This window comes from Ancylobacter defluvii (assembly GCF_018390605.1).
Classification (GTDB): domain Bacteria; phylum Pseudomonadota; class Alphaproteobacteria; order Rhizobiales; family Xanthobacteraceae; genus Ancylobacter; species Ancylobacter defluvii.
Genome location: NZ_JAHBGD010000004.1, coordinates 67,728 through 84,816, shown reverse-complemented (window position 1 = coordinate 84,816; position 17,089 = coordinate 67,728). Strand labels below are relative to the sequence as shown.

Here is a 17,089-nt window from a genome sequence, read left to right as displayed (position 1 = left end):
TGTCGGTAAATACCGGCGACCGATGCCGCCGGCTTGTCAGTAAACCCGCTTGCGCGGCTCGATGTACTGGATGTCGTTCGAGAGCGTGTAGGTGTGCACCGGACGGTCGTCGAGCTTCACCGAACGCTTGTCGAAATCGACGAAGGCCAGCGTGTGCTTCATCCACTTGGCATCGTCGCGGTCCGGGAAATCCTCGCGCGCATGGGCGCCGCGGCTTTCCGTACGAGCGGCGGCCGATTCCATCGTCACCGAGGCGAGACAGATCAGGTTGTCATATTCCAGCGTCTCGATGAGGTCGGAGTTCCACACCAGCGAGCGGTCGGTGACGTCGATGTCGTCGGTGCCGGCGAACACGTCGGCGATCAGCTTGCGGCCCTCTTCCAGCACCTCGCCGGTGCGGTAGACGGCGCAGTTGTTCTGCATCACCTTCTGCATGGACAGGCGCAGATCCGCGGTCGGCGTGCCGCCATCGGCGTTGCGGAAATGGTCGAGCCGCGACAGCGCCAGCTCGGCCGAATCCGCCGGCAATTCGCGCTGCTTGTCGCCCGGCGTGAGCAGCTCGGCGCAGCGCAGCGCCGCGGCGCGGCCGAACACCACCAGGTCGGTCAGCGAGTTGGAACCGAGGCGGTTGGCGCCGTGGATCGACACGCAGGCGCATTCGCCCACCGCCATCAGGCCGGGCACCACGTGGTCGGGGTTGCCGTCCTTCTTGGTCACCACCTCGCCGTGGAAGTTGGTGGGGATGCCGCCCATGTTGTAGTGCACCGTCGGCAGCACCGGGATCGGCTCCTTGGTCACATCGACGCCGGCGAAGATCTTGGCGCTCTCGGAAATGCCCGGCAGGCGCTCGTGCAGGATCGCCGGGTCGAGATGGTCGAGGTGCAGGAAGATGTGGTCCTTGCTCTTGCCGACGCCGCGGCCCTCGCGGATCTCCATGGTCATGGAGCGCGAGACCACGTCGCGCGAGGCGAGGTCCTTGGCCGAGGGGGCGTAGCGCTCCATGAAGCGCTCGCCCTCGGCATTGGTGAGGTAGCCGCCCTCGCCGCGTGCGCCTTCGGTGATCAGGCAGCCCGAGCCGTAGATGCCGGTCGGGTGGAACTGCACGAACTCCATGTCCTGCAAGGGCAGGCCGGCGCGCAGGACCATGGCGTTGCCGTCGCCGGTGCAGGTATGGGCGGAGGTGGCGGAGAAATAGGCGCGGCCATAGCCGCCGGTGGCGAGGATAACCGTCTGCGCCCGGAAGCGGTGGATGGTGCCGTCGTCCATCTTCAGCGCCACGATGCCGCGGCAGCGGCCGTCCTCGTCCATGATCAGGTCGAGGGCGAAATACTCGATGAAGAACTCGGCATTGTGCTTCAGCGCCGCGCCGTAGAGCGTGTGCAGGATGGCGTGGCCGGTGCGGTCGGCAGCGGCGCAGGTGCGCTGCGCCGGGGTCTTGCCGTAGTCGATGGTCATGCCGCCGAACGGGCGCTGGTAGATCTTGCCGGCCTCGGTGCGCGAGAACGGCACGCCCCAGTGCTCCAGCTCATAGACCGCCGCCGGCGCATGGCGCACCAGATATTCGATGGCGTCCTGGTCGCCCAGCCAGTCCGACCCCTTGACGGTGTCGTACATATGGTAGCGCCAGTCGTCGGTGCCCATATTGCCGAGCGAGGCGGCGATGCCGCCCTGCGCCGCCACGGTGTGCGAGCGGGTCGGGAACACCTTGGTCACGCAGGCGGTGCGCAGCCCGGCCTCGGAACAGCCGACCACGGCGCGCAGGCCGGCGCCGCCGGCGCCGACCACCACCACGTCATAGGTATGGTCGGTGATCGGATAGGCGCCGTTCAGATGGGCGGCATGCGGGGTCGCGCCATTGGCGGCAGATCCGTTTGCAGAGTGCGTCTCGGCCATGGAACTCAGCCTCCGAAGCTGATCTTGAGGATCGCGAACACCCCGGCGCAGCCCATGGCGGCGCAGAAGAAGGTGTTGGCGACGAGCGAGAGCACCTTGGCGCCCTCCCCATGCACGTAGTCCTCGATCACCACCTGCATGCCGGCACGCATATGGGTGGTGATGGAAATGATGGCGAGGATGAGGATGATCGCCACGACCGGGTGGCCGATGGTGGCCAGCACCCGCTCGGGGCTTTCGCCGGCGACGCAGATCAGCACTGCGAGAAACGCAAGGGTCAGCGGCACATTGGCGAGCGCGGTCACGCGCTGAAGCCAGAAATGATGGGTGCCGGAATGGGCGGCGCCGAGACCGGCGACACGGCGGCGCGGCGTGCGCAGCGAGGAACCCGGGAATTCGGAAGATCCGCTCATGCCTCAGCCCTTCACCGCGTAGATGACGATCCACAGCAGCACGGTGAGCACCACCGAGCCGCCGATGGTCAGCTTGGCCATCAGTTCGCGCGCCTGCGGCCCGAAGCCGTGGCCCATGTCCCAGATGAAGTGGCGCAGCCCGCCCAGCATGTGGTGCAGCAGCGCCCAGCTGAAGCCGAACAGGCCGATGAGGCCGATCCAGCTGCCATAGACGGCGTTCACCGTGGCGAAGGCGTCGTCGGAGCTTGCCGCCGCCACCAGCCAGACGATCAGCAGGAAGGTGCCGAAATAAAGCGCCACGCCGGTGATGCGGTGCACGATGGACATCATCATCGTGAGCATCGGCCGGTAGATCTGGAGATGCGGCGAAAGCGGCCGTCGGGCAGCGCCCTGCATGTCGGACATCGCGGGGTCCTTCAGTCTATGCGGTGTGCGTAGCGGAAACGATAGCAGTTCGCAATCATTCCAAAGGCGACGTCTATAGGTTTTTGGGTGCGTCGCAGCAAGCGGAACCTATCGCCGCCGGTCGGTCTTGTCAGGAGGCAATCGCCCCGGTCACCGACGATTAACCATCTTTGCCATCTAATTGACGGAATGGCGGCGTCAATGACCGCCGGATGGTGGCGTGAGCGAGGGCCGGCATGCGGCTTGCAGTATTTGCCCGGCTGTCGGGCCGGCTGTCGGAAATGAGCCGATTCGTTGTCGCCGTGGCGGCGTTGCTCGTGGCTCCGGCCCTGCTGGGGCCGTTCGCGGCGGCGCAGGCGCAGCAGCGCTCCCTCGCCTTCCAGGGCACGACGCGCGACTACATCCTGCATGTACCGAAGAATATTCCGCCCGGTCCCCGGCCGCTGGTCATCGCCCTGCATGGTGCGCTGCAATCGGCCGGCATCATGCAGCGCTATCTCGATCTCGACGCGGTCGCCGATCGCGAGGGCTTCGTCGTCGCCTATCCCAAGGGCATCAACCTGATCTGGAACGACGGGCGCGCTTCCGTCGCCGGCTTCCTGCCGATCCTTCACGCCCGCGACGATGCCGGCTTCGTGCTGGCGGTGCGCGACCAGCTCGTCGCCGAAGGCCTGGCCGATCCCGGCCGCGCCTATCTGATGGGCTTTTCCAATGGCGGCTTCCTCACCGCCTTCATCGCCTGCCGCCATGCCGATGGCTTCGCCGCCTTCGCCACCATGATGATGACGGTGCCGGTCGGCTATGCCGAGAGCTGCAAGCCGTCCCGGCCGGTGCCGATCCTGATGATGAACGGCACTTATGATCCCATCGTGCCGATGTTCGGCCGCCCGACCCCCGGCGCCCGGCTGATGTCGGCGCGGGAGAGCGCCCAGCTTTTCGCCCGCATCGACGGCTGCGCCTCGCCCGAGGTCAGCGAGGCGCCGAACGCCGTCATCTTCCGTTTCAACAGCTGCGCCGGCGGCGCGGCGGTCGCCTATTACGAGATTGCCGGCGGCCACCAGCCGCCGCCCCAGTCCATCGATGCCGGCGACGCCCTCGCCGCGCTGCTGCTCGGGCCGCGCCGCAGCGGCATCGATGCGCCCAACGAGATCTGGTCGTTCTTCAAGCGCTATGGCACGCCCGGCCAGCCGGTTCCGGACGAGCCGGCGCCTGGCACCGCCGGCACCCTCGCGGCCGACGTCCCGGCTGCCGGCCGGCTGGCCGCCGCCGCCGAACCGCTGCCGCTGCGCCCCGGCGCGGCGGGCGTTGGCGCGGCCCGGCCCGGTGCCACCCGCGCCGCCACCACGCTCGCCAGCGTGCCGCTGCCGCTGGCTTCGCCGCTGCGCCGCAAGTCGGCCAGCGCCGAATGACGGGACAAATGCCGCTCCCGCCATGGTTTCGCCGCGAGACGGCGATCTACATCCGTCACGACGCTCAGGCGTCGCCGGAATTCGCGCCGGGTTGACGCCGCGTTGCCGGGACGGCATCGTCCCGCCCGCCGCGGTCTGGGATAGCCGTCAGGCGCGAGCGACGTCCGGCCAACGGACGCGGGATTTCTGAGTGGCGGCCTTGGGAGCGCCGCGAGACACGGGGATAGAATCTGTTGGTGGAGACGCGGCTCGGACCAAACGGCCTGCGACGTTGGCGCGGCGCGGCGGTCGATCTCGGCGACGAGCCGCCGCTGGGCGTTGACGGCGATACCGAAGAGCCGATCAACCGCCGCCGGATCTCCATCCGCTGGCTGATGGCCACCCTGCTCACCGGCATTTGCGGCGCCGCGCTGATGGGCGGCGCGGTCTATGCCGCGCTCGACAACGAATACCGCTTCGCCCAGTCGCCCGAGACGGTGCGCTCCGCCCTGCGCGGGGCGCTGGCCGCCGGCGAGCGGCCGTCAAACGTCGCCCGCAAGGGCGACCGCATGTCGATCATCAATGAGAGCTTCAACGCTCGCCAGACCCTGCGCCTGTCCACCACCACCAAGGATGGCGACCGCGAGGTGATCAAGGTGCGGGCGGTGACGCGGGTGAACACCAATCTCGCCCAGTCGGTCACCTCGGTCTCGTCCGACGTGCCGCGCTTCAACCCGGCCAAGCTGATCGCCGACACCTCCGCCGACGATCAGGGCGACGACACCCCGCAGGCCGAGCCCACCGGCGAGCTCACCTTGATGGTGCGCGACCTCGCCAGCCTGCCGCCCTCGACGAAATTCGCCGCCGAGCTGTCGATGGAAGACGTGCTGATGAAGGTGCGCGAGACCGCCGAATTCAGCATGCCGCTCACCGAAGCCGCGGTGCCGGCGCTGGCGAGCTTCGGCGGCGGAGCCCTCGGCTATGCTCCCGCCAATGCCCCGGCCGACCCGGCGGCCCAGGCGAACGCGCCGGACAATATGAGCGCCTTCGGCAAGTCCGCCGGCGAAGCCTCCGGCGGCAATGAGTGGACCGAGCGCGCCGTCGTCACCAAGAAGGGCGACAGCATCGCCTCCATCCTCGAGGATCTCGGCGTCGCCGAGGTTTCCGCCAAGGCGGCGGCGGCGGCCTTCGCCACGCCGCAGCTGCGCGGCCCGCTCACCCCCGGCCTGCGGCTGCGGGTGCTGCTCGACCCGTCGGGCGGCGCCACCGTGCCGCTACGCGTCGGCGTGTTCAGCGACGAGGGCCATGAGGGCACCATCGCGCTCTCCGACATGGGCACCTTCCTCGCGGTGGAGGAACCCAACGAGGTCGAGGTCGCCGACATGCCCTCCGACGACGCCGACGAGGAGAGCGGCGGGCGCGGCGGCATCACGCTCTATGAGAGCATCTGGGAGACCGCGCTGCGCCACGACGTGCCGCGCCCGGTGGTCGAGAACCTGATCCGCATCTATTCCTTCGACGTCGACTTCCAGCGCCGGGTGCGGACGGGCGACAGCTTCGAGGTGCTGTTCGATCCCGAGGAAGGCGGCGGCACCGCCGGCGTGCTCTATGCCGGCCTCACCGTCGGCGGCGAGGAGCGGCGCTACTACCGCTACCAGACGCCGGACGACAACGTGCTCGACTTCTATGACGAGACCGGCAAGAGCGCGAAGAAGTTCCTGGTCCGCAAGCCCATCGCCGGCGGCACGCTGCGCTCCGGCTTCGGCATGCGCCGCCACCCGATCCTCGGCTTCTCGCGCATGCATTCCGGCGTCGATTGGGCCGACCGCGTCGGCACGCCGATCTATGCCGCCGGCAATGGCGTCATCCGCAAGGCCGGCTGGAGCTCGGGCTATGGCCGGCACACGGAAATCCAGCACGCCAACGGTTATGTGACCACCTATTCGCACCAGTCCGGCTTCGCCAAGGGCATCCGCGAGGGCGTGCGGGTGCGCCAGGGCCAGCTCATCGGCTATCTCGGCTCCTCCGGCCTCTCCACCGGCCCGCACCTGCACTATGAGGTGCTGGTGAACGGTCGCTTCGTCGATCCGATGCGCGTGCGCCTGCCGCGCGGCCGCGCCCTCGACGGCAAGGTCCTTGCCGATTTCGATGGCGAGCGCTCGCGCATCGACGCGCTGCTCAACCACAGCGCCAGCCCCAAGGTCGCCGGCAATGGCCGCGGCGACGACGCCACCAACTGAGTCCCGCCATGGCCGCCACGCCCCTCCTCGACGGCCCGCGCCTCGCCCCCCGCTCCGGCGGCGCCCCCGATTCGCTGGTGGTATTGCTGCACGGCTACGGCGCCGACGGGCGCGACCTCATCGACCTCGGCGAATTGTGGGGCGACAAGCTGCCGCGCACCGCCTTCGTCTCTCCCCATGCGCCTGAGCCGCTCGGCATCGCGCCGGTCGGCCGTCAGTGGTTCGCCTATGTCGAGCGCAACGACCGCGAGCGCTGGACCGGCGTGCAATCGGCCCATGCCGCGCTCGACGCCTTCCTCGACGCCGAGCTCGCCCGCCACCGCCTGCCGCCCGGCCGGCTGGCGCTGGTCGGCTTCAGCCAGGGCACGATGATGGCGCTGCACACCGGCCTTGCCCGGCCGGTGCCGCTGGCCGGCATCCTCGGCTATTCCGGCCTGCATGCGGTGCCGGAAGGCCGTGCCGCCGACATTGCCGGCCCGGTGATCGCCAGCCGTCCGCCGGTGCTGCTGATCCATGGCGATGCCGACGAGGTCATCCCGCCGCAGGCGCTGCCCCGCGCGCTGGCGAGCCTTGAGGCGGCCGGCGTGCCGGTGCGCGGGCATCTGTCGCGCGGCCTCGGCCACGGCATCGACAGCGAGGGCCTGCTGCTCGGCGGCGCCTTCCTCGCCGAGTGCCTGCCGCCACTCCGCTGAGCCCACCTGGCCCCGCCGCAGCCCCGTCGTCGGCCGCATTCGTGAAGCCGATGCCGCATCGCGGTGCTTCACAAGACTGACACGCTACCTATAGAGTATCGCCGTGCGTCCCACGGCGCCGAGCCGTCGTGAGTCGCTCCGGTAAGGGAGCAAGTGCTTGACGGCGACTTTGTCCCCAGGTGCCTGGCCGGCCCTCGTGCTCAACGCGGATTATCGCCCGTTGAGCTATTACCCCCTCTCGGTCTGGTCATGGCAGGACGCCATCAAGGCGGTTTTCCTCGACCGGGTGAACATCGTCGAATATTACGAGCGGCAGGTCTCCAGCGCCCAGTTCCAGATGCGGCTGCCGAGCGTCGTCTCGCTCAAGAGCTTCATCCGCCCGGCCCGCCAGCCGGCCTTCACCCGCTTCAATGTGTTCCTGCGCGACCGCTTCACCTGCCAGTACTGCGATTCGCGCGACGACCTCACCTTCGACCACGTCATCCCGCGCTCGCGCGGCGGGCTGACGACCTGGGAGAATGTGGTCGCCGCCTGCTCGCCCTGCAATCTGCGCAAGGGCAGCCTGATGCCGGCGGAAGCGAAAATGGTGCCGCGGCAGAAGCCCTTCCAACCGGCGGTGTTCGACCTGCACCAGAACGGCCGGCACTTCCCGCCCAATTACCTGCATGAAAGCTGGGTCGACTATCTCTACTGGGATACCGAGCTCGACCCGTAGTCTCCCGCGCGACAGGCTCCCTCTCCCCCTCGGGGAGAGGGTCGCCGCTCCCAACCACTTCCGCCCTCAGCGCCGGCGCACGCCCCACGCCGCCGCCAGCGTCAGCGTGGCGGCTATCAGCACGTTCCAGCCGGCCAGCGACAGCCCGAGCCAGCGCCACGGCGCCTCGTCGCAGCGCACCACCCGCGCCTGCTGAAGATCCTGCAACAGGTTGGCCGAGGTGGCCGGCGCGCCGCCGGAGCAGGCGGTCGGCCCTTGCCACCAGTGCCATTCGACCCCGGCATGATAAAGCGCCAGCCCGAAGCCGATCAGCATCAGCAGCCCGAGCAGCGTCAACCCCGCGCGCGCCATCCCCACATGACCCTGCCGCGCCACCATCGCCACCACCAGCCCCAGCGGCACCGCCGCGTAATAGGGCAGCCGCTGCTCCAGACAGAGCGGGCACGGTGCCAGCCCGATCACCAGCTGGAAGAACCAGGCGCCGGCGAGCGTCGCCGCCGCGCCGGCGGCGATGATCAACGCCGCGAGCACCAGCGGGCGGCGAAAACCAGCGGTCGCGTCCAGGCTGGACATATCGGGATTCGGCATCTCGTGGCTCCGCGAATAACGCGCTCTCCTTAAAGCCGTTTTGGCTGCCGGGAAATCGCCGTCGCCACCAGAAGGCCGTGCAAATCCAGCGCGCCGACGGCGGCACGGCATCTGCGGCGATCACAGTTTGGCGAACACCTCGTCGCCAGAGCCGCCTTACCCATCGGCATCGGCGAGCGCGAACCGCAACGCCCGCGTCAGCGCCGGCGCCACCACCGAGGCATGGTCCTCGCCGGCGAGGCATTCGAACTCGGCCGCGCCGCGCCCGGCGAGGGCCGCCCGCGCCCGCTCGGCGAAAGCCCGAGCCCGATGCACCATCGCCCGGCGGGCGCGGCGCTCGGCGATCGTCGCCGCGCCCGGCTGCGCCGCCAGCCACGGCGGCAGCGCCTCCTCCCACTCGCCGACGATGAGCGCCAGCCGCGGCGCGCCCTCAATCCGCGCCAGCCCGTCGGTAAGCCGTTGTTCGTCCCACCAGATCGACGGGCTCACCGCGACATAATTGGCGAACGCCCCGCTGTCGCGGCCGAACACGTCGAGCACGAAGCCGCCGGCCAGCGAATGGCCGACCAGCGTCTGCCGCCGCGCATCGACCGGCGCCCGCGCCGCCACTGCCGGCCCCAGCACCTGCCGCAGGAAGACGAGGAAGCCGTCGCGCCCGCCGGTGGCGCGGGTCTCGCCCTCTTCGCGGCACGGCCCGGCGGTGTAGTCGAAGATCCGCCGGGCGCGGTCATAGAGGCCGTCGGCCGGATGACCGATGCCGACCAGCACCATCGGGCCGATGCCGGTGCCAGCCGGCCGCTCGGCGCCGCGCCGCTGCGCCTCCACCAGCGTCGCGAAGCTGGCATTGGCATCGAGCAGGTAAAGCACCGGAAATCCCGCCGGCGGCGCCGGCCCCTTGGGCATGGCGAGCAGGATGCGATAGGGCGCCCCGCCGCCGCACGGCGCGAGGTCGAACCAGGAGCTGTCCTCGATGACGATGCCCGGCTGCATCCGCCTCACCTGCCTCCGCCGATTTGCTTCGGGCATCTAAATCACCGGCCGACCGATGCAAGCAAGGCTGAAGATACTGAAACGATTCTAATTTATCGAACGGGAACAGAAACTTGACCGGCTGGAATGGCTCGGGCATGAACCCGGTTCGCCGTCGCGATACCCGCCCGCCCGCGCCCCATGGCCCGCCGCGTCGCGCAACGCAACGCGGCGGGGGCGAGGCCGAGTGGGACGGATATGACCGAATTGTCGCCGCAGGCCCCGCCGGGGCAGAGCCTCCCGCAAGCGCCGGCCGGCGCCGCCCTTGGTGATGCAACCGCCCTCGACGCCTATGCCCGCCGCCAGCGCCGGCGGCTCGCCCTTCTTGCCGGCCTGCTCGCCATCATGGCGGTGGGGATGCTGGTCGACATCGCAACCGGGCCGTCCGGCCTGTCCATCGGCACCGTCATCCATACCCTCCTCGACCCCGCCGCCGCCGATGCCGGCACCCGGGTCATCGTCTGGGAGGTGCGGCTGCCGGCGGCGCTGATGGCGGTGCTGGTCGGCGCGGCGCTGGCGCTGTCCGGCGCCGAGATGCAGACCATCCTCAACAACCCGCTGGCCAGCCCCTTCACCCTCGGCGTCTCCTCCGCCGCCGCCTTCGGCGCCGCGCTGTCCATCGTGCTCGGCCTCGCCATCCCGGGGCTGCCGGGCAACTGGAACCTGCCGCTCTTCGCCTTCCTGCTTGCCTTCGGCTCGGTGCTGCTGCTGCAGGCGCTCGCCCGCATGCGCGGCACCGGGGTGGAGACGCTGGTGCTGTTCGGCATTGCCATGGTGTTTACCTTCAACGCGCTGGTGGCACTTGTGCAGTTCATCGCCAGCCAGGAAGCGCTGCAGCAGCTGGTGTTCTGGTCGATGGGCTCGCTCGCCCGCGCCACCTGGGCCAAGCTCGGGGTGCTGGCGGCGGTGCTCGCCATCGTCATGCCCTTCGCCCTCCGCGACAGCTGGCGGATGACCGCGCTGCGCCTCGGCGAGGACCGGGCGCGCAGCTTCGGCATCGCGCTCGGCCGGCTGCGCTTCGCCTCGCTGCTGCGGGTGAGCCTGCTCGCCGGCACCTGCGTCGCCTTCGTCGGCACCATCGGCTTCATCGGGCTGGTCGCCCCGCACATCTCCCGGCTGCTGGTCGGGGAGGACCATCGCTTCCACCTGCCGGCGAGCGCGCTGACAGGGGCCGGGCTGATGTCGTTCGCCTCCGTCGCCAGCAAGCTGATCGTGCCCGGCACGCTGCTGCCGGTCGGCATCGTCACCTCGCTTATCGGGATACCGTTCTTCATGGCACTCATCCTGTCGCGGCGGGAGCGGCTGTGATGGCGGCGGCCTCGCGACTGGACCTTGCCGGGCTCACGGTCGGCTATGGCGCGCGCCGGATCATCGACGGGCTGGACTTGGGCGGGATTCTGGCCTCATCGGTCACCGCACTGGTCGGACCGAACGCCGCCGGCAAGACCACGTTGCTGCGCGCCATGGCCGGGCTGATCCCGTCCCGCGGCTCGATCCGCCTCGATGGCCGCGAGCTCTCCGGCCTCGATCCGGCCGGCTATGCGCGCGAGGTCGCCTATATGCCGCAGACGCTGCCGCCGCGCGTCTCGCTCTCGGTCTTCGAAGCGACGCTGAGCGCGCTGCAATCGACGCCTTCGGCGCAAGATACTGATCCGAAACAAAAATCTCTCGATGTCCTGCGCCGTCTCGGCATCGCGGATCTCGCCATGCGCGGCCTCGACGAGCTCTCCGGCGGCCAGCGCCAGCTCGCCGGCCTCGCCCAGTGCCTGGTGCGCCAGCCCAGGGTGCTGCTGCTCGACGAGCCCACCAGCGCCCTTGATATCCGCCACCAGCTCACCGTGATGAAGCTGGCCGGCGACGTGGCGCGCGAGCGCGGCATCGTGGTGGTGGTGGTGCTGCACGACATCGCCCTCGCCGCCCGCTGGTGCGACCGAATTGTCGTTCTATCTCAAGGACATATAGTTTCCGACGGCACGCCCGCGCAGGCGATCACCCCGGCGATGCTGGCCGGGGTATATGGCGTCGAGGCCCGCGTCGAGCGCTGCTCGCACGGCTTCGTGCAGGTGATGGTCGACGCGGTGAGAGACGGCTCGGCGAGGGATGATTCGGCACGGGCCGGCTGATCTCACGCCCTTAGGGTAGCGCCACCATCGACATAGAGGTCGGACATGGTGATGTGCCCGGCGCGGGCGGAGAGCAGGAACACCACCGCCTCCGCCACGTCCTCCGGCGTCGCCAGCTTGCCGAGCGGGATGCCGGCCTTGAAGATTTCCGGTGCTCCGGCAATGACTTGCGTCGCGCCGCTCTCATCCGCCCACATGCCGGTCTGCATCGGCGTCAGCGTCGAGCCCGGCGCCACGATGTTGCAGCGTATGCCGTGCGGAGCAAGTTCGAGGCCGAGGCAGCGGGTGAACATCGCCGCCGCCGCCTTGGAAGCCGCATAGGCGGCCATGGCGTGGCGCGGCACCCCGGCGGCGTTGGAGGCGACCGTCACCAAGGCCCCGCGCCGGCGCGGCTGCATGCGGCGAGCCAGCGCCCGGCCGAGGCGGAACACCCCCTTGGCGTTGATGTCGAACACCCGGCTCCATTCCTCGTCGGAGGTCTCCACCACCGTCTGCCAGGACAGCACCCCGGCGACGCTGGCGCCGAGGTCGATCGGCCCCTCCTCCGCCTCGATGCGCGCGACTACCGCCTCCACCGCCTCGGTGGAGCGGATATCGAGAAGCTCCGTCCGCACCCCGGCGCCGTACTCCGCGACGATCGGCGCCAGCAGCGCAGCCTCGCGATCGGTGGCGACGACGCGCACGCCTTCCTCCACCAGCAGCCGGACCACCGCCCGGCCTATGCCTCCGCCCGCACCAGTGACGAAGGCGATGCGTCCGCTGAGGCCATTGTCGCGCATGTGTTTTCCTTCGCTTGCTCGCAGGTAGCCAGTGCGGCAGCCAGCACCGGTGCGATGGCGGCGCTCGCCTCGCGGCCGGTGAGATGCGCGTGCAGGCTGGCTATGTCGATGACGTCGATATGAGCCGCATAGGGCGCCCATTTGGAAGGCGTGAGATCGCGCCCCTCGTGATCCAATGCGGCGCGGAAGAAGGTGAGCGTGCCGTCGAAACCGGCGTGGTGATGGCCGCGCACCAGCCGGTTGTTGCCCGCCACCACCCGTACCACCCCGTCGAGAGCGGCGTCGGAAAGCGTGCCGAGCGGGCTATCGGAGGCCCGCAGGAAGGCAACGACCGAGGCGCGGCTGAGGGCCAGCGCGGGCAGCCGGTCGGGATCGTGTCCGGCAATCGCCAGCAGCGCTTTCAGCGCCGCGTCAGGCGCTGGCTCCGGTTCCGCACGCCAGCAATCGCTCGGATAGGCGTCGAGCAGCGCCACGACGCCGACCTCGCCACCTTGCCGCTGCAACTCCACCGCAACCGCCTGTGCAAGGATGCCGCCGACCGACCAGCCAAGAAGATGATAGGGGCCGTTCGGCCGCACCGCCCGGATACGTCCGGCATAATCGGCGGCGAGGTCGGCGAGGCTTGGCGGTAAAGGCCGATCCGGCGACAGAGCCGGCGCCTGCAGGCCGTAGACGCTGCGGCGCGGAGCCAGCGTCCGCGCAAGGCCGCCATAGCACCAGGAAAGCCCGCCGGCCGGATGGATGGCGAAGAGCGGCGGCAGGTCGGGATCGCCCTCCATCAGCCGAACGACGGGCTCAAGGCCGAAATCGGCCGGCACGCCGTGCTCGTCCAGCGCCGCAGCGAGGCTGGCCACGCTCGGTGCGGCGAACAGCGCCCCGAGGCCGGGATCCCGTCCGACCGCCTCGCGGAGGCGCAGCAGCAGCGCCACCGCCTGCAGCGAATCGCCGCCCAGCGTGAAGAAATCGTCCTCGGCCGAAGGTTCCGCGTCCAGCCCCAGCACCTCGCGGAACGATCGTGCGACCAGCCGCTCGCTCGGCGTTTCCGGCGGACGTCCTTCCGCACCGGTAAATTCCGGCGCCGGCAGCGCCGCGCGGTCGAGCTTGCCATTCGCCGTCACCGGCAGCGCGTCGAGCACGATGAGGGCGGAAGGCACCATGTAGTCCGGCAAGCGCGCCGCCAGCCGCTCGCGCAGGACCGCCACATCCGCGACGCCCACGGCATAAGCCACGATACGCTGGGCACCCACCGCATCGTGAGAAGCGATGACAGCGCATTGCCGGGCCAGCCCACTCTGCATGATCGCCGCCTCGATCTCGCCGAGCTCGACACGCAGGCCGCGGATCTTGATCTGATGATCGGATCGGCCGAGGAACACCACCGCCCCGTCCGGCCGGTAGTAGGCAAGGTCGCCCGAGCGATACATGCGCTCGCCCGGCACGAAGGGATCGTCGAGGAAGCGCTCGCCGGTCAGGTCCGGCCGGCCGAGATAGCCGCGCGCCAGTTGCACCCCGGCGAGGAAGAGATGGCCCGGCACGCCCGGCGGCTGCGCACGCATGGCCTCGTCGAGGACATAGAGCCGGGTGTTCCATACCGGAAAGCCGATCGGCACCGGCCGGGCACGGTCGTCGGGACCTGCCGGCCAGTAGCTGACATCCACCGCCGCCTCGGTCGGCCCATAGAGATTATGCAGTTCGGCGCTCAAGGTGCGGTGGAAGCGATCGCGCAGATCGGCCGGCAATTCTTCGCCGGAGCAGAAGACCTGCCGCAGTTCCAGCCTCCGCACCGCCGGCTCGGCTAGGAACGCCGCCAGCATGGAAGGCACGAAATGCGCGGTCGTCACCTTCTCGGCGCGGAACAGCCGCGCCAGCGCCACGGGATCGCGATGCGCCTCGGGCGGCGCCACCACCAGCAGCGCGCCGGAAATGAGCGGCAGGAAGAACTCCCACACCGAGACATCGAAGGTGGCCGGCGTCTTCTGCACGATGCGCGCATCCGGTCCGATCCCGTAGTGCTGGCGCATCCATTCGAGGCGGTTGACGATGGCGCGGTGCTCAATCACCACCCCCTTCGGCTCGCCGGTGGAACCGGAGGTGTAGATGACATAAGCCGCATCGTCCGGCCCGGGCAGCGGCGACGGCAGGCTCCCGGATGCGATCGGCCAGGCATCGGGCGTGAGCACGGCCACATGCGGCAGCAGCCGACCGGCATCGCCGTCGAAAGCGAGGGCGATGCATGGCTTCGCCGAACCGAGAATGCGTGCGAGCCGCTCATCGGGATGGGCAAGGTCGAGCGGCAGATAGGCGGCGCCGGCCCTGAGAACCGCCACCAGCGCCACAATCAATTCCAGAGAACGCGGCAGCGCCACCGCAACGATGCCTCCCGGCCCGGCACCGGCTTCCGCCAGCCGCGCGGCAAGCGCTGCGCTGCGCCGGTCGAGTTCTCCATAACTGAGTTCGATGCCGTCGAAACGCACCGCCGGCGCCTGCGGCTGCCGGCGCATGGTCGCCTCGATCAGTTCGACGAGCGTGACATCCAGCACCTCGTGCGCTGTGGCGTTCATCTCCACGAGATGGCGCTGCGCCTCATCAGGCGTGGCGGTCGGCACGTCGTCGAGCCGTTCGGCCGTAAGCGCCGCCGCGATGAAGGCGTCGAGCCGGCGGGCATGGGCGAGCGCCTCGTCGGCGGAATAGAGATCGGGATTGGCATCGATTTCGAGCCGCAACCCTTTGGAGCCATGGGCACGGAAGGTGAAAGTGATGTCGTCCACCGGCCCGGCGCTAAGCACCTCCAGACGGGCATCGAGGCCCTCGAAGTGCGGCGTCTCGTCGAAAGGCAGCACATTGACCAGCGGTCCGTGCAGGCGGCGCTGGCGGCCGATCAGCTTGAGGTCGCGGCGCAACTGCTCGCTGCGATAGCGACCATGGCGGCGGGCCTTCACCAGGCTGCGTGCCACCGAGGCGAGCAAATCCGCCCGCGTCGCCCCCCGCGCCGGCGCCACCCGAAGCGGCAGCACATTCATCAGCATCGCCGGCACCCGCGCCGCCTTGCTGCCGAGCCGGCCCATATGCGGCACACCGAGCACCACTTCCGCCGTGCCGGTATGGCGCTGGCAATAGACGGCACAGAAGGCGGTGAGGAGATCGGGCCAGGGAATAGTGCTTTCCTGCGCCAGGGCATGCAGGCGGGAAATGGTGACGGCATCGACCTCCACCGCCCTGCGGTGGAAGCTGAAGGCACTCACCGGCGCACCGGCCGCGAGGCTCGCCACTTCCGGCTGGTCGGCGAAGGCTTCGCGCCAGTAGACGGCATCGGCCTTGCGCTTGTCCGAGGCACGATAGGCGCCATCCTCGGCCAGCACCACGTCGAGCCCCGGCAATGCCGGGCCAGGTGCGGTGCTGCGCCGGCTTGCATTGTAGAGATCGGCCACCCGCTGGGTGAGCAGGATCATGCCGTAACCGTCGATGGCGAGGTGATGGATGCGCTGCTGCCAGACGAAGCGCTCCGGGCCGAGGCGGAACAGTCGCTCGGCCGCGAGCGGATCCCGCGTCGGGTCGATTGGGGTCGCCATGTCACGGGCGATGTCGGCCTCGGCGGCGGCGAGCGGATCGACCGCACCCGAGAGATCGATCACCTCCAACGACGGCCGCCGGGCGGGATCAAGAAGCTGGTGCGGGCCGTCCGCCGCCTCGAACATGCACAGCGCCAGGGCCTCGGCCTCCTCCACTGCCGTCGATACAGCAGATCGGAAGGCGTCGAGGTCCAGCGCGCCGGTGAGCTCGATGTACTGGCCGGTATTGAACAGCGGATTCGTCGGATCGAGCCGCTGCGCGTACCACAGGCCGCTCTGCGCCTCGGTCAGCGGCCAGCCGGGGCTATCGGGCGATACCGGCATCGCGGTCAGCCACGCTGCGCCTGTCGCCGCGCGACGATCGCCCACCAGCCGGCGAGAGTCGGATCCTCGGCGAATTCGGAGAATTCGAGGTCGAGCCCGCCTTGGCTCCATTGCAGCACAAGGTTCATCGCCCGCATGGAATCGAGGCCGAGATCGAGAAGGCTGTCGCCCTCGCCAATCTCGGAGGGATCCTCATGCAGCATGGCGGCGATGTCGCGGCGCATGCGCTCCATCGTCAGCGGCTCGGCGGGCTCGGCGATGCGGCGGATCTGGGTAGGGTCGATCATCGCAGCGCCTCCATCAACGCGGCTGCGGCGGCGACGACGCCGCAGGTTGAAGCAACATAAGCGAGCGCGGTCTCGTGCTTCGCGCGGGAAAAATCGGCGAGCGCATCGGCGACGAAGAACGGCTCGATATCGCGCATGAACGCCTCGGCGGCGGTGAGTTGGCACCCGATATGGGCATAGATGCCGGTGACGATGAGCTGGTCGCGGCCACGTACGCGCATCAGCGTCTCGAGGTTGGAGCGCTGGAAGGCGCTGTAGCGGTGCTTCACCAGCACGAAGTCGCCCGGCTTCGGGGCCAGTTCGGCGATGATCGGCTGGTGCTCCGGCGCCGAACTCATGCCCGGCCCCCAAAGGTCGGCTTGCAGGCCGCGATCACGCCGGTCCTGGTCGCCCTCCTGCGCCGTATAGAACACCGGCACCCCGGCGGCACGCGCCGCGCTCGCCAGCGCGGCGATATTGGCGATGGCAAGCGCTATCGGCGCCTCACCAGAAGCAAAGGCGGCAACGAAATAGCCCTGCATGTCGTGGATCAGCAGCGCCGCCCGCTCCCGCGCCAGCACCCACGGCGCCCGCGAAGCCGGCAGCTCGGCCGGCGTCGGCAACGCATAGGACGCGATACGGGGCAATCCCGGCTTTTCAGACAT

Annotated in this window: 15 protein-coding genes; 6 read left to right on the top strand and 9 right to left on the bottom strand. The window is 69.5% G+C overall.

Annotated features, from left to right (window positions below):
* Positions 1-36 precede the first annotated feature (36 nt).
* From sdhA to sdhC, 3 genes are read right to left on the bottom strand one after another with little or no spacing between them, the layout of a single operon-like run.
* Positions 37-1,893: a succinate dehydrogenase flavoprotein subunit gene (gene sdhA / locus KHC24_RS02325; RefSeq protein ID WP_246546070.1), complete on the bottom strand. Its 1,857-nt coding sequence runs from the start codon at positions 1,891-1,893 to the stop codon at positions 37-39.
* Positions 1,894-1,898: 5 nt separating this feature from the next.
* Positions 1,899-2,306 carry a succinate dehydrogenase, hydrophobic membrane anchor protein gene (sdhD, locus tag KHC24_RS02320; protein WP_213358988.1) on the bottom strand — a complete coding sequence of 136 codons (408 nt, stop codon included), beginning with the start codon at positions 2,304-2,306 and terminating at the stop codon, positions 1,899-1,901.
* Between the two features lie 3 nt (positions 2,307-2,309).
* The gene (gene sdhC, locus KHC24_RS02315; RefSeq protein WP_373878548.1) at positions 2,310-2,711 is read right to left on the bottom strand and encodes a succinate dehydrogenase, cytochrome b556 subunit; all 402 of its coding nucleotides are present in this window, start codon (positions 2,709-2,711) and stop codon (positions 2,310-2,312) included.
* Between the two features lie 236 nt (positions 2,712-2,947).
* Between sdhC and KHC24_RS02310 the strand changes: the two genes are divergently transcribed.
* The 4 genes from KHC24_RS02310 (at position 2,948) to KHC24_RS02295 (ending at position 7,746) form a co-directional block, all read left to right on the top strand.
* Positions 2,948-4,120, top strand: coding sequence for a CE1 family esterase (locus KHC24_RS02310; RefSeq protein WP_246546069.1), 1,173 nt, complete (start codon positions 2,948-2,950; stop codon positions 4,118-4,120).
* 236 nt (positions 4,121-4,356) lie between these two features.
* Complete coding sequence (locus KHC24_RS02305; RefSeq protein WP_271180498.1) at positions 4,357-6,339, top strand: M23 family metallopeptidase; 1,983 nt, start codon at positions 4,357-4,359, stop codon at positions 6,337-6,339.
* A gap of 8 nt (positions 6,340-6,347) precedes the next feature.
* The gene (locus KHC24_RS02300; protein WP_213358987.1) at positions 6,348-7,031 is read left to right on the top strand and encodes an alpha/beta hydrolase; all 684 of its coding nucleotides are present in this window, start codon (positions 6,348-6,350) and stop codon (positions 7,029-7,031) included.
* Between the two features lie 157 nt (positions 7,032-7,188).
* Positions 7,189-7,746, top strand: coding sequence for an HNH endonuclease (locus KHC24_RS02295; RefSeq protein WP_213358985.1), 558 nt, complete (start codon positions 7,189-7,191; stop codon positions 7,744-7,746).
* Positions 7,747-7,812: 66 nt separating this feature from the next.
* Here KHC24_RS02295 and KHC24_RS02290 read toward each other — a convergent pair whose 3' ends face one another.
* Both KHC24_RS02290 and KHC24_RS02285 read right to left on the bottom strand, forming a co-directional pair.
* Positions 7,813-8,334, bottom strand: coding sequence for a disulfide bond formation protein B (locus KHC24_RS02290; RefSeq protein WP_213358984.1), 522 nt, complete (start codon positions 8,332-8,334; stop codon positions 7,813-7,815).
* A gap of 156 nt (positions 8,335-8,490) precedes the next feature.
* Positions 8,491-9,324, bottom strand: coding sequence for an alpha/beta hydrolase (locus KHC24_RS02285; protein ID WP_213358983.1), 834 nt, complete (start codon positions 9,322-9,324; stop codon positions 8,491-8,493).
* Positions 9,325-9,561: 237 nt separating this feature from the next.
* Between KHC24_RS02285 and KHC24_RS02280 the strand changes: the two genes are divergently transcribed.
* Together KHC24_RS02280 and KHC24_RS02275 are read left to right on the top strand one after the other, a co-directional pair.
* A complete protein-coding gene (locus KHC24_RS02280; protein WP_213358982.1) occupies positions 9,562-10,671 on the top strand; it encodes a FecCD family ABC transporter permease in 1,110 nt (369 codons plus the stop codon).
* Positions 10,671-11,486 carry an ABC transporter ATP-binding protein gene (locus tag KHC24_RS02275; protein ID WP_213358981.1) on the top strand — a complete coding sequence of 272 codons (816 nt, stop codon included), beginning with the start codon at positions 10,671-10,673 and terminating at the stop codon, positions 11,484-11,486. The genes KHC24_RS02280 and KHC24_RS02275 overlap by 1 nt, the downstream gene beginning before the upstream one ends.
* A 2-nt stretch (positions 11,487-11,488) precedes the next feature.
* Here KHC24_RS02275 and KHC24_RS02270 read toward each other — a convergent pair whose 3' ends face one another.
* The 4 genes from KHC24_RS02270 to KHC24_RS02255 are packed head-to-tail and all read right to left on the bottom strand — an operon-like array spanning position 11,489 to position 17,089.
* Complete coding sequence (locus KHC24_RS02270) at positions 11,489-12,265, bottom strand: 2,3-dihydro-2,3-dihydroxybenzoate dehydrogenase (protein ID WP_213358980.1); 777 nt, start codon at positions 12,263-12,265, stop codon at positions 11,489-11,491.
* On the bottom strand, positions 12,205-16,158 hold the full coding sequence (locus KHC24_RS02265; RefSeq protein ID WP_213358978.1) for a non-ribosomal peptide synthetase: 3,954 nt from the start codon (positions 16,156-16,158) through the stop codon (positions 12,205-12,207). The genes KHC24_RS02270 and KHC24_RS02265 overlap by 61 nt, the downstream gene beginning before the upstream one ends.
* Positions 16,159-16,163: 5 nt before the next feature.
* Positions 16,164-16,445, bottom strand: a complete 282-nt coding sequence (locus KHC24_RS02260) for a phosphopantetheine-binding protein (RefSeq protein ID WP_213358976.1) — start codon at positions 16,443-16,445, stop codon at positions 16,164-16,166.
* The gene (locus KHC24_RS02255; protein WP_213358974.1) at positions 16,442-17,089 is read right to left on the bottom strand and encodes an isochorismatase family protein; all 648 of its coding nucleotides are present in this window, start codon (positions 17,087-17,089) and stop codon (positions 16,442-16,444) included. The genes KHC24_RS02260 and KHC24_RS02255 overlap by 4 nt, the downstream gene beginning before the upstream one ends.

Excerpts from the sequence above, each read along its gene's own strand:
- sdhA (WP_246546070.1), bottom strand. The coding sequence starts at position 1,893 with ATGGCCGAGACGCACTCTGCAAACGGATCTGCCGCCAATGGCGCGACC.
- sdhD (WP_213358988.1), bottom strand. The coding sequence starts at position 2,306 with ATGAGCGGATCTTCCGAATTCCCGGGTTCCTCGCTGCGCACGCCGCGC.
- sdhC (WP_373878548.1), bottom strand. The coding sequence starts at position 2,711 with ATGTCCGACATGCAGGGCGCTGCCCGACGGCCGCTTTCGCCGCATCTC.
- KHC24_RS02310 (WP_246546069.1), top strand. The coding sequence starts at position 2,948 with ATGCGGCTTGCAGTATTTGCCCGGCTGTCGGGCCGGCTGTCGGAAATG.
- KHC24_RS02300 (WP_213358987.1), top strand. The coding sequence starts at position 6,348 with ATGGCCGCCACGCCCCTCCTCGACGGCCCGCGCCTCGCCCCCCGCTCC.
- KHC24_RS02290 (WP_213358984.1), bottom strand. The coding sequence starts at position 8,334 with ATGCCGAATCCCGATATGTCCAGCCTGGACGCGACCGCTGGTTTTCGC.
- KHC24_RS02285 (WP_213358983.1), bottom strand. The coding sequence starts at position 9,324 with ATGCAGCCGGGCATCGTCATCGAGGACAGCTCCTGGTTCGACCTCGCG.
- KHC24_RS02280 (WP_213358982.1), top strand. The coding sequence starts at position 9,562 with ATGACCGAATTGTCGCCGCAGGCCCCGCCGGGGCAGAGCCTCCCGCAA.
- KHC24_RS02275 (WP_213358981.1), top strand. The coding sequence starts at position 10,671 with ATGGCGGCGGCCTCGCGACTGGACCTTGCCGGGCTCACGGTCGGCTAT.
- KHC24_RS02270 (WP_213358980.1), bottom strand. The coding sequence starts at position 12,265 with ATGCGCGACAATGGCCTCAGCGGACGCATCGCCTTCGTCACTGGTGCG.
- KHC24_RS02265 (WP_213358978.1), bottom strand. The coding sequence starts at position 16,158 with ATGCCGGTATCGCCCGATAGCCCCGGCTGGCCGCTGACCGAGGCGCAG.
- KHC24_RS02260 (WP_213358976.1), bottom strand. The coding sequence starts at position 16,445 with ATGATCGACCCTACCCAGATCCGCCGCATCGCCGAGCCCGCCGAGCCG.
- KHC24_RS02255 (WP_213358974.1), bottom strand. The coding sequence starts at position 17,089 with ATGTCTGAAAAGCCGGGATTGCCCCGTATCGCGTCCTATGCGTTGCCG.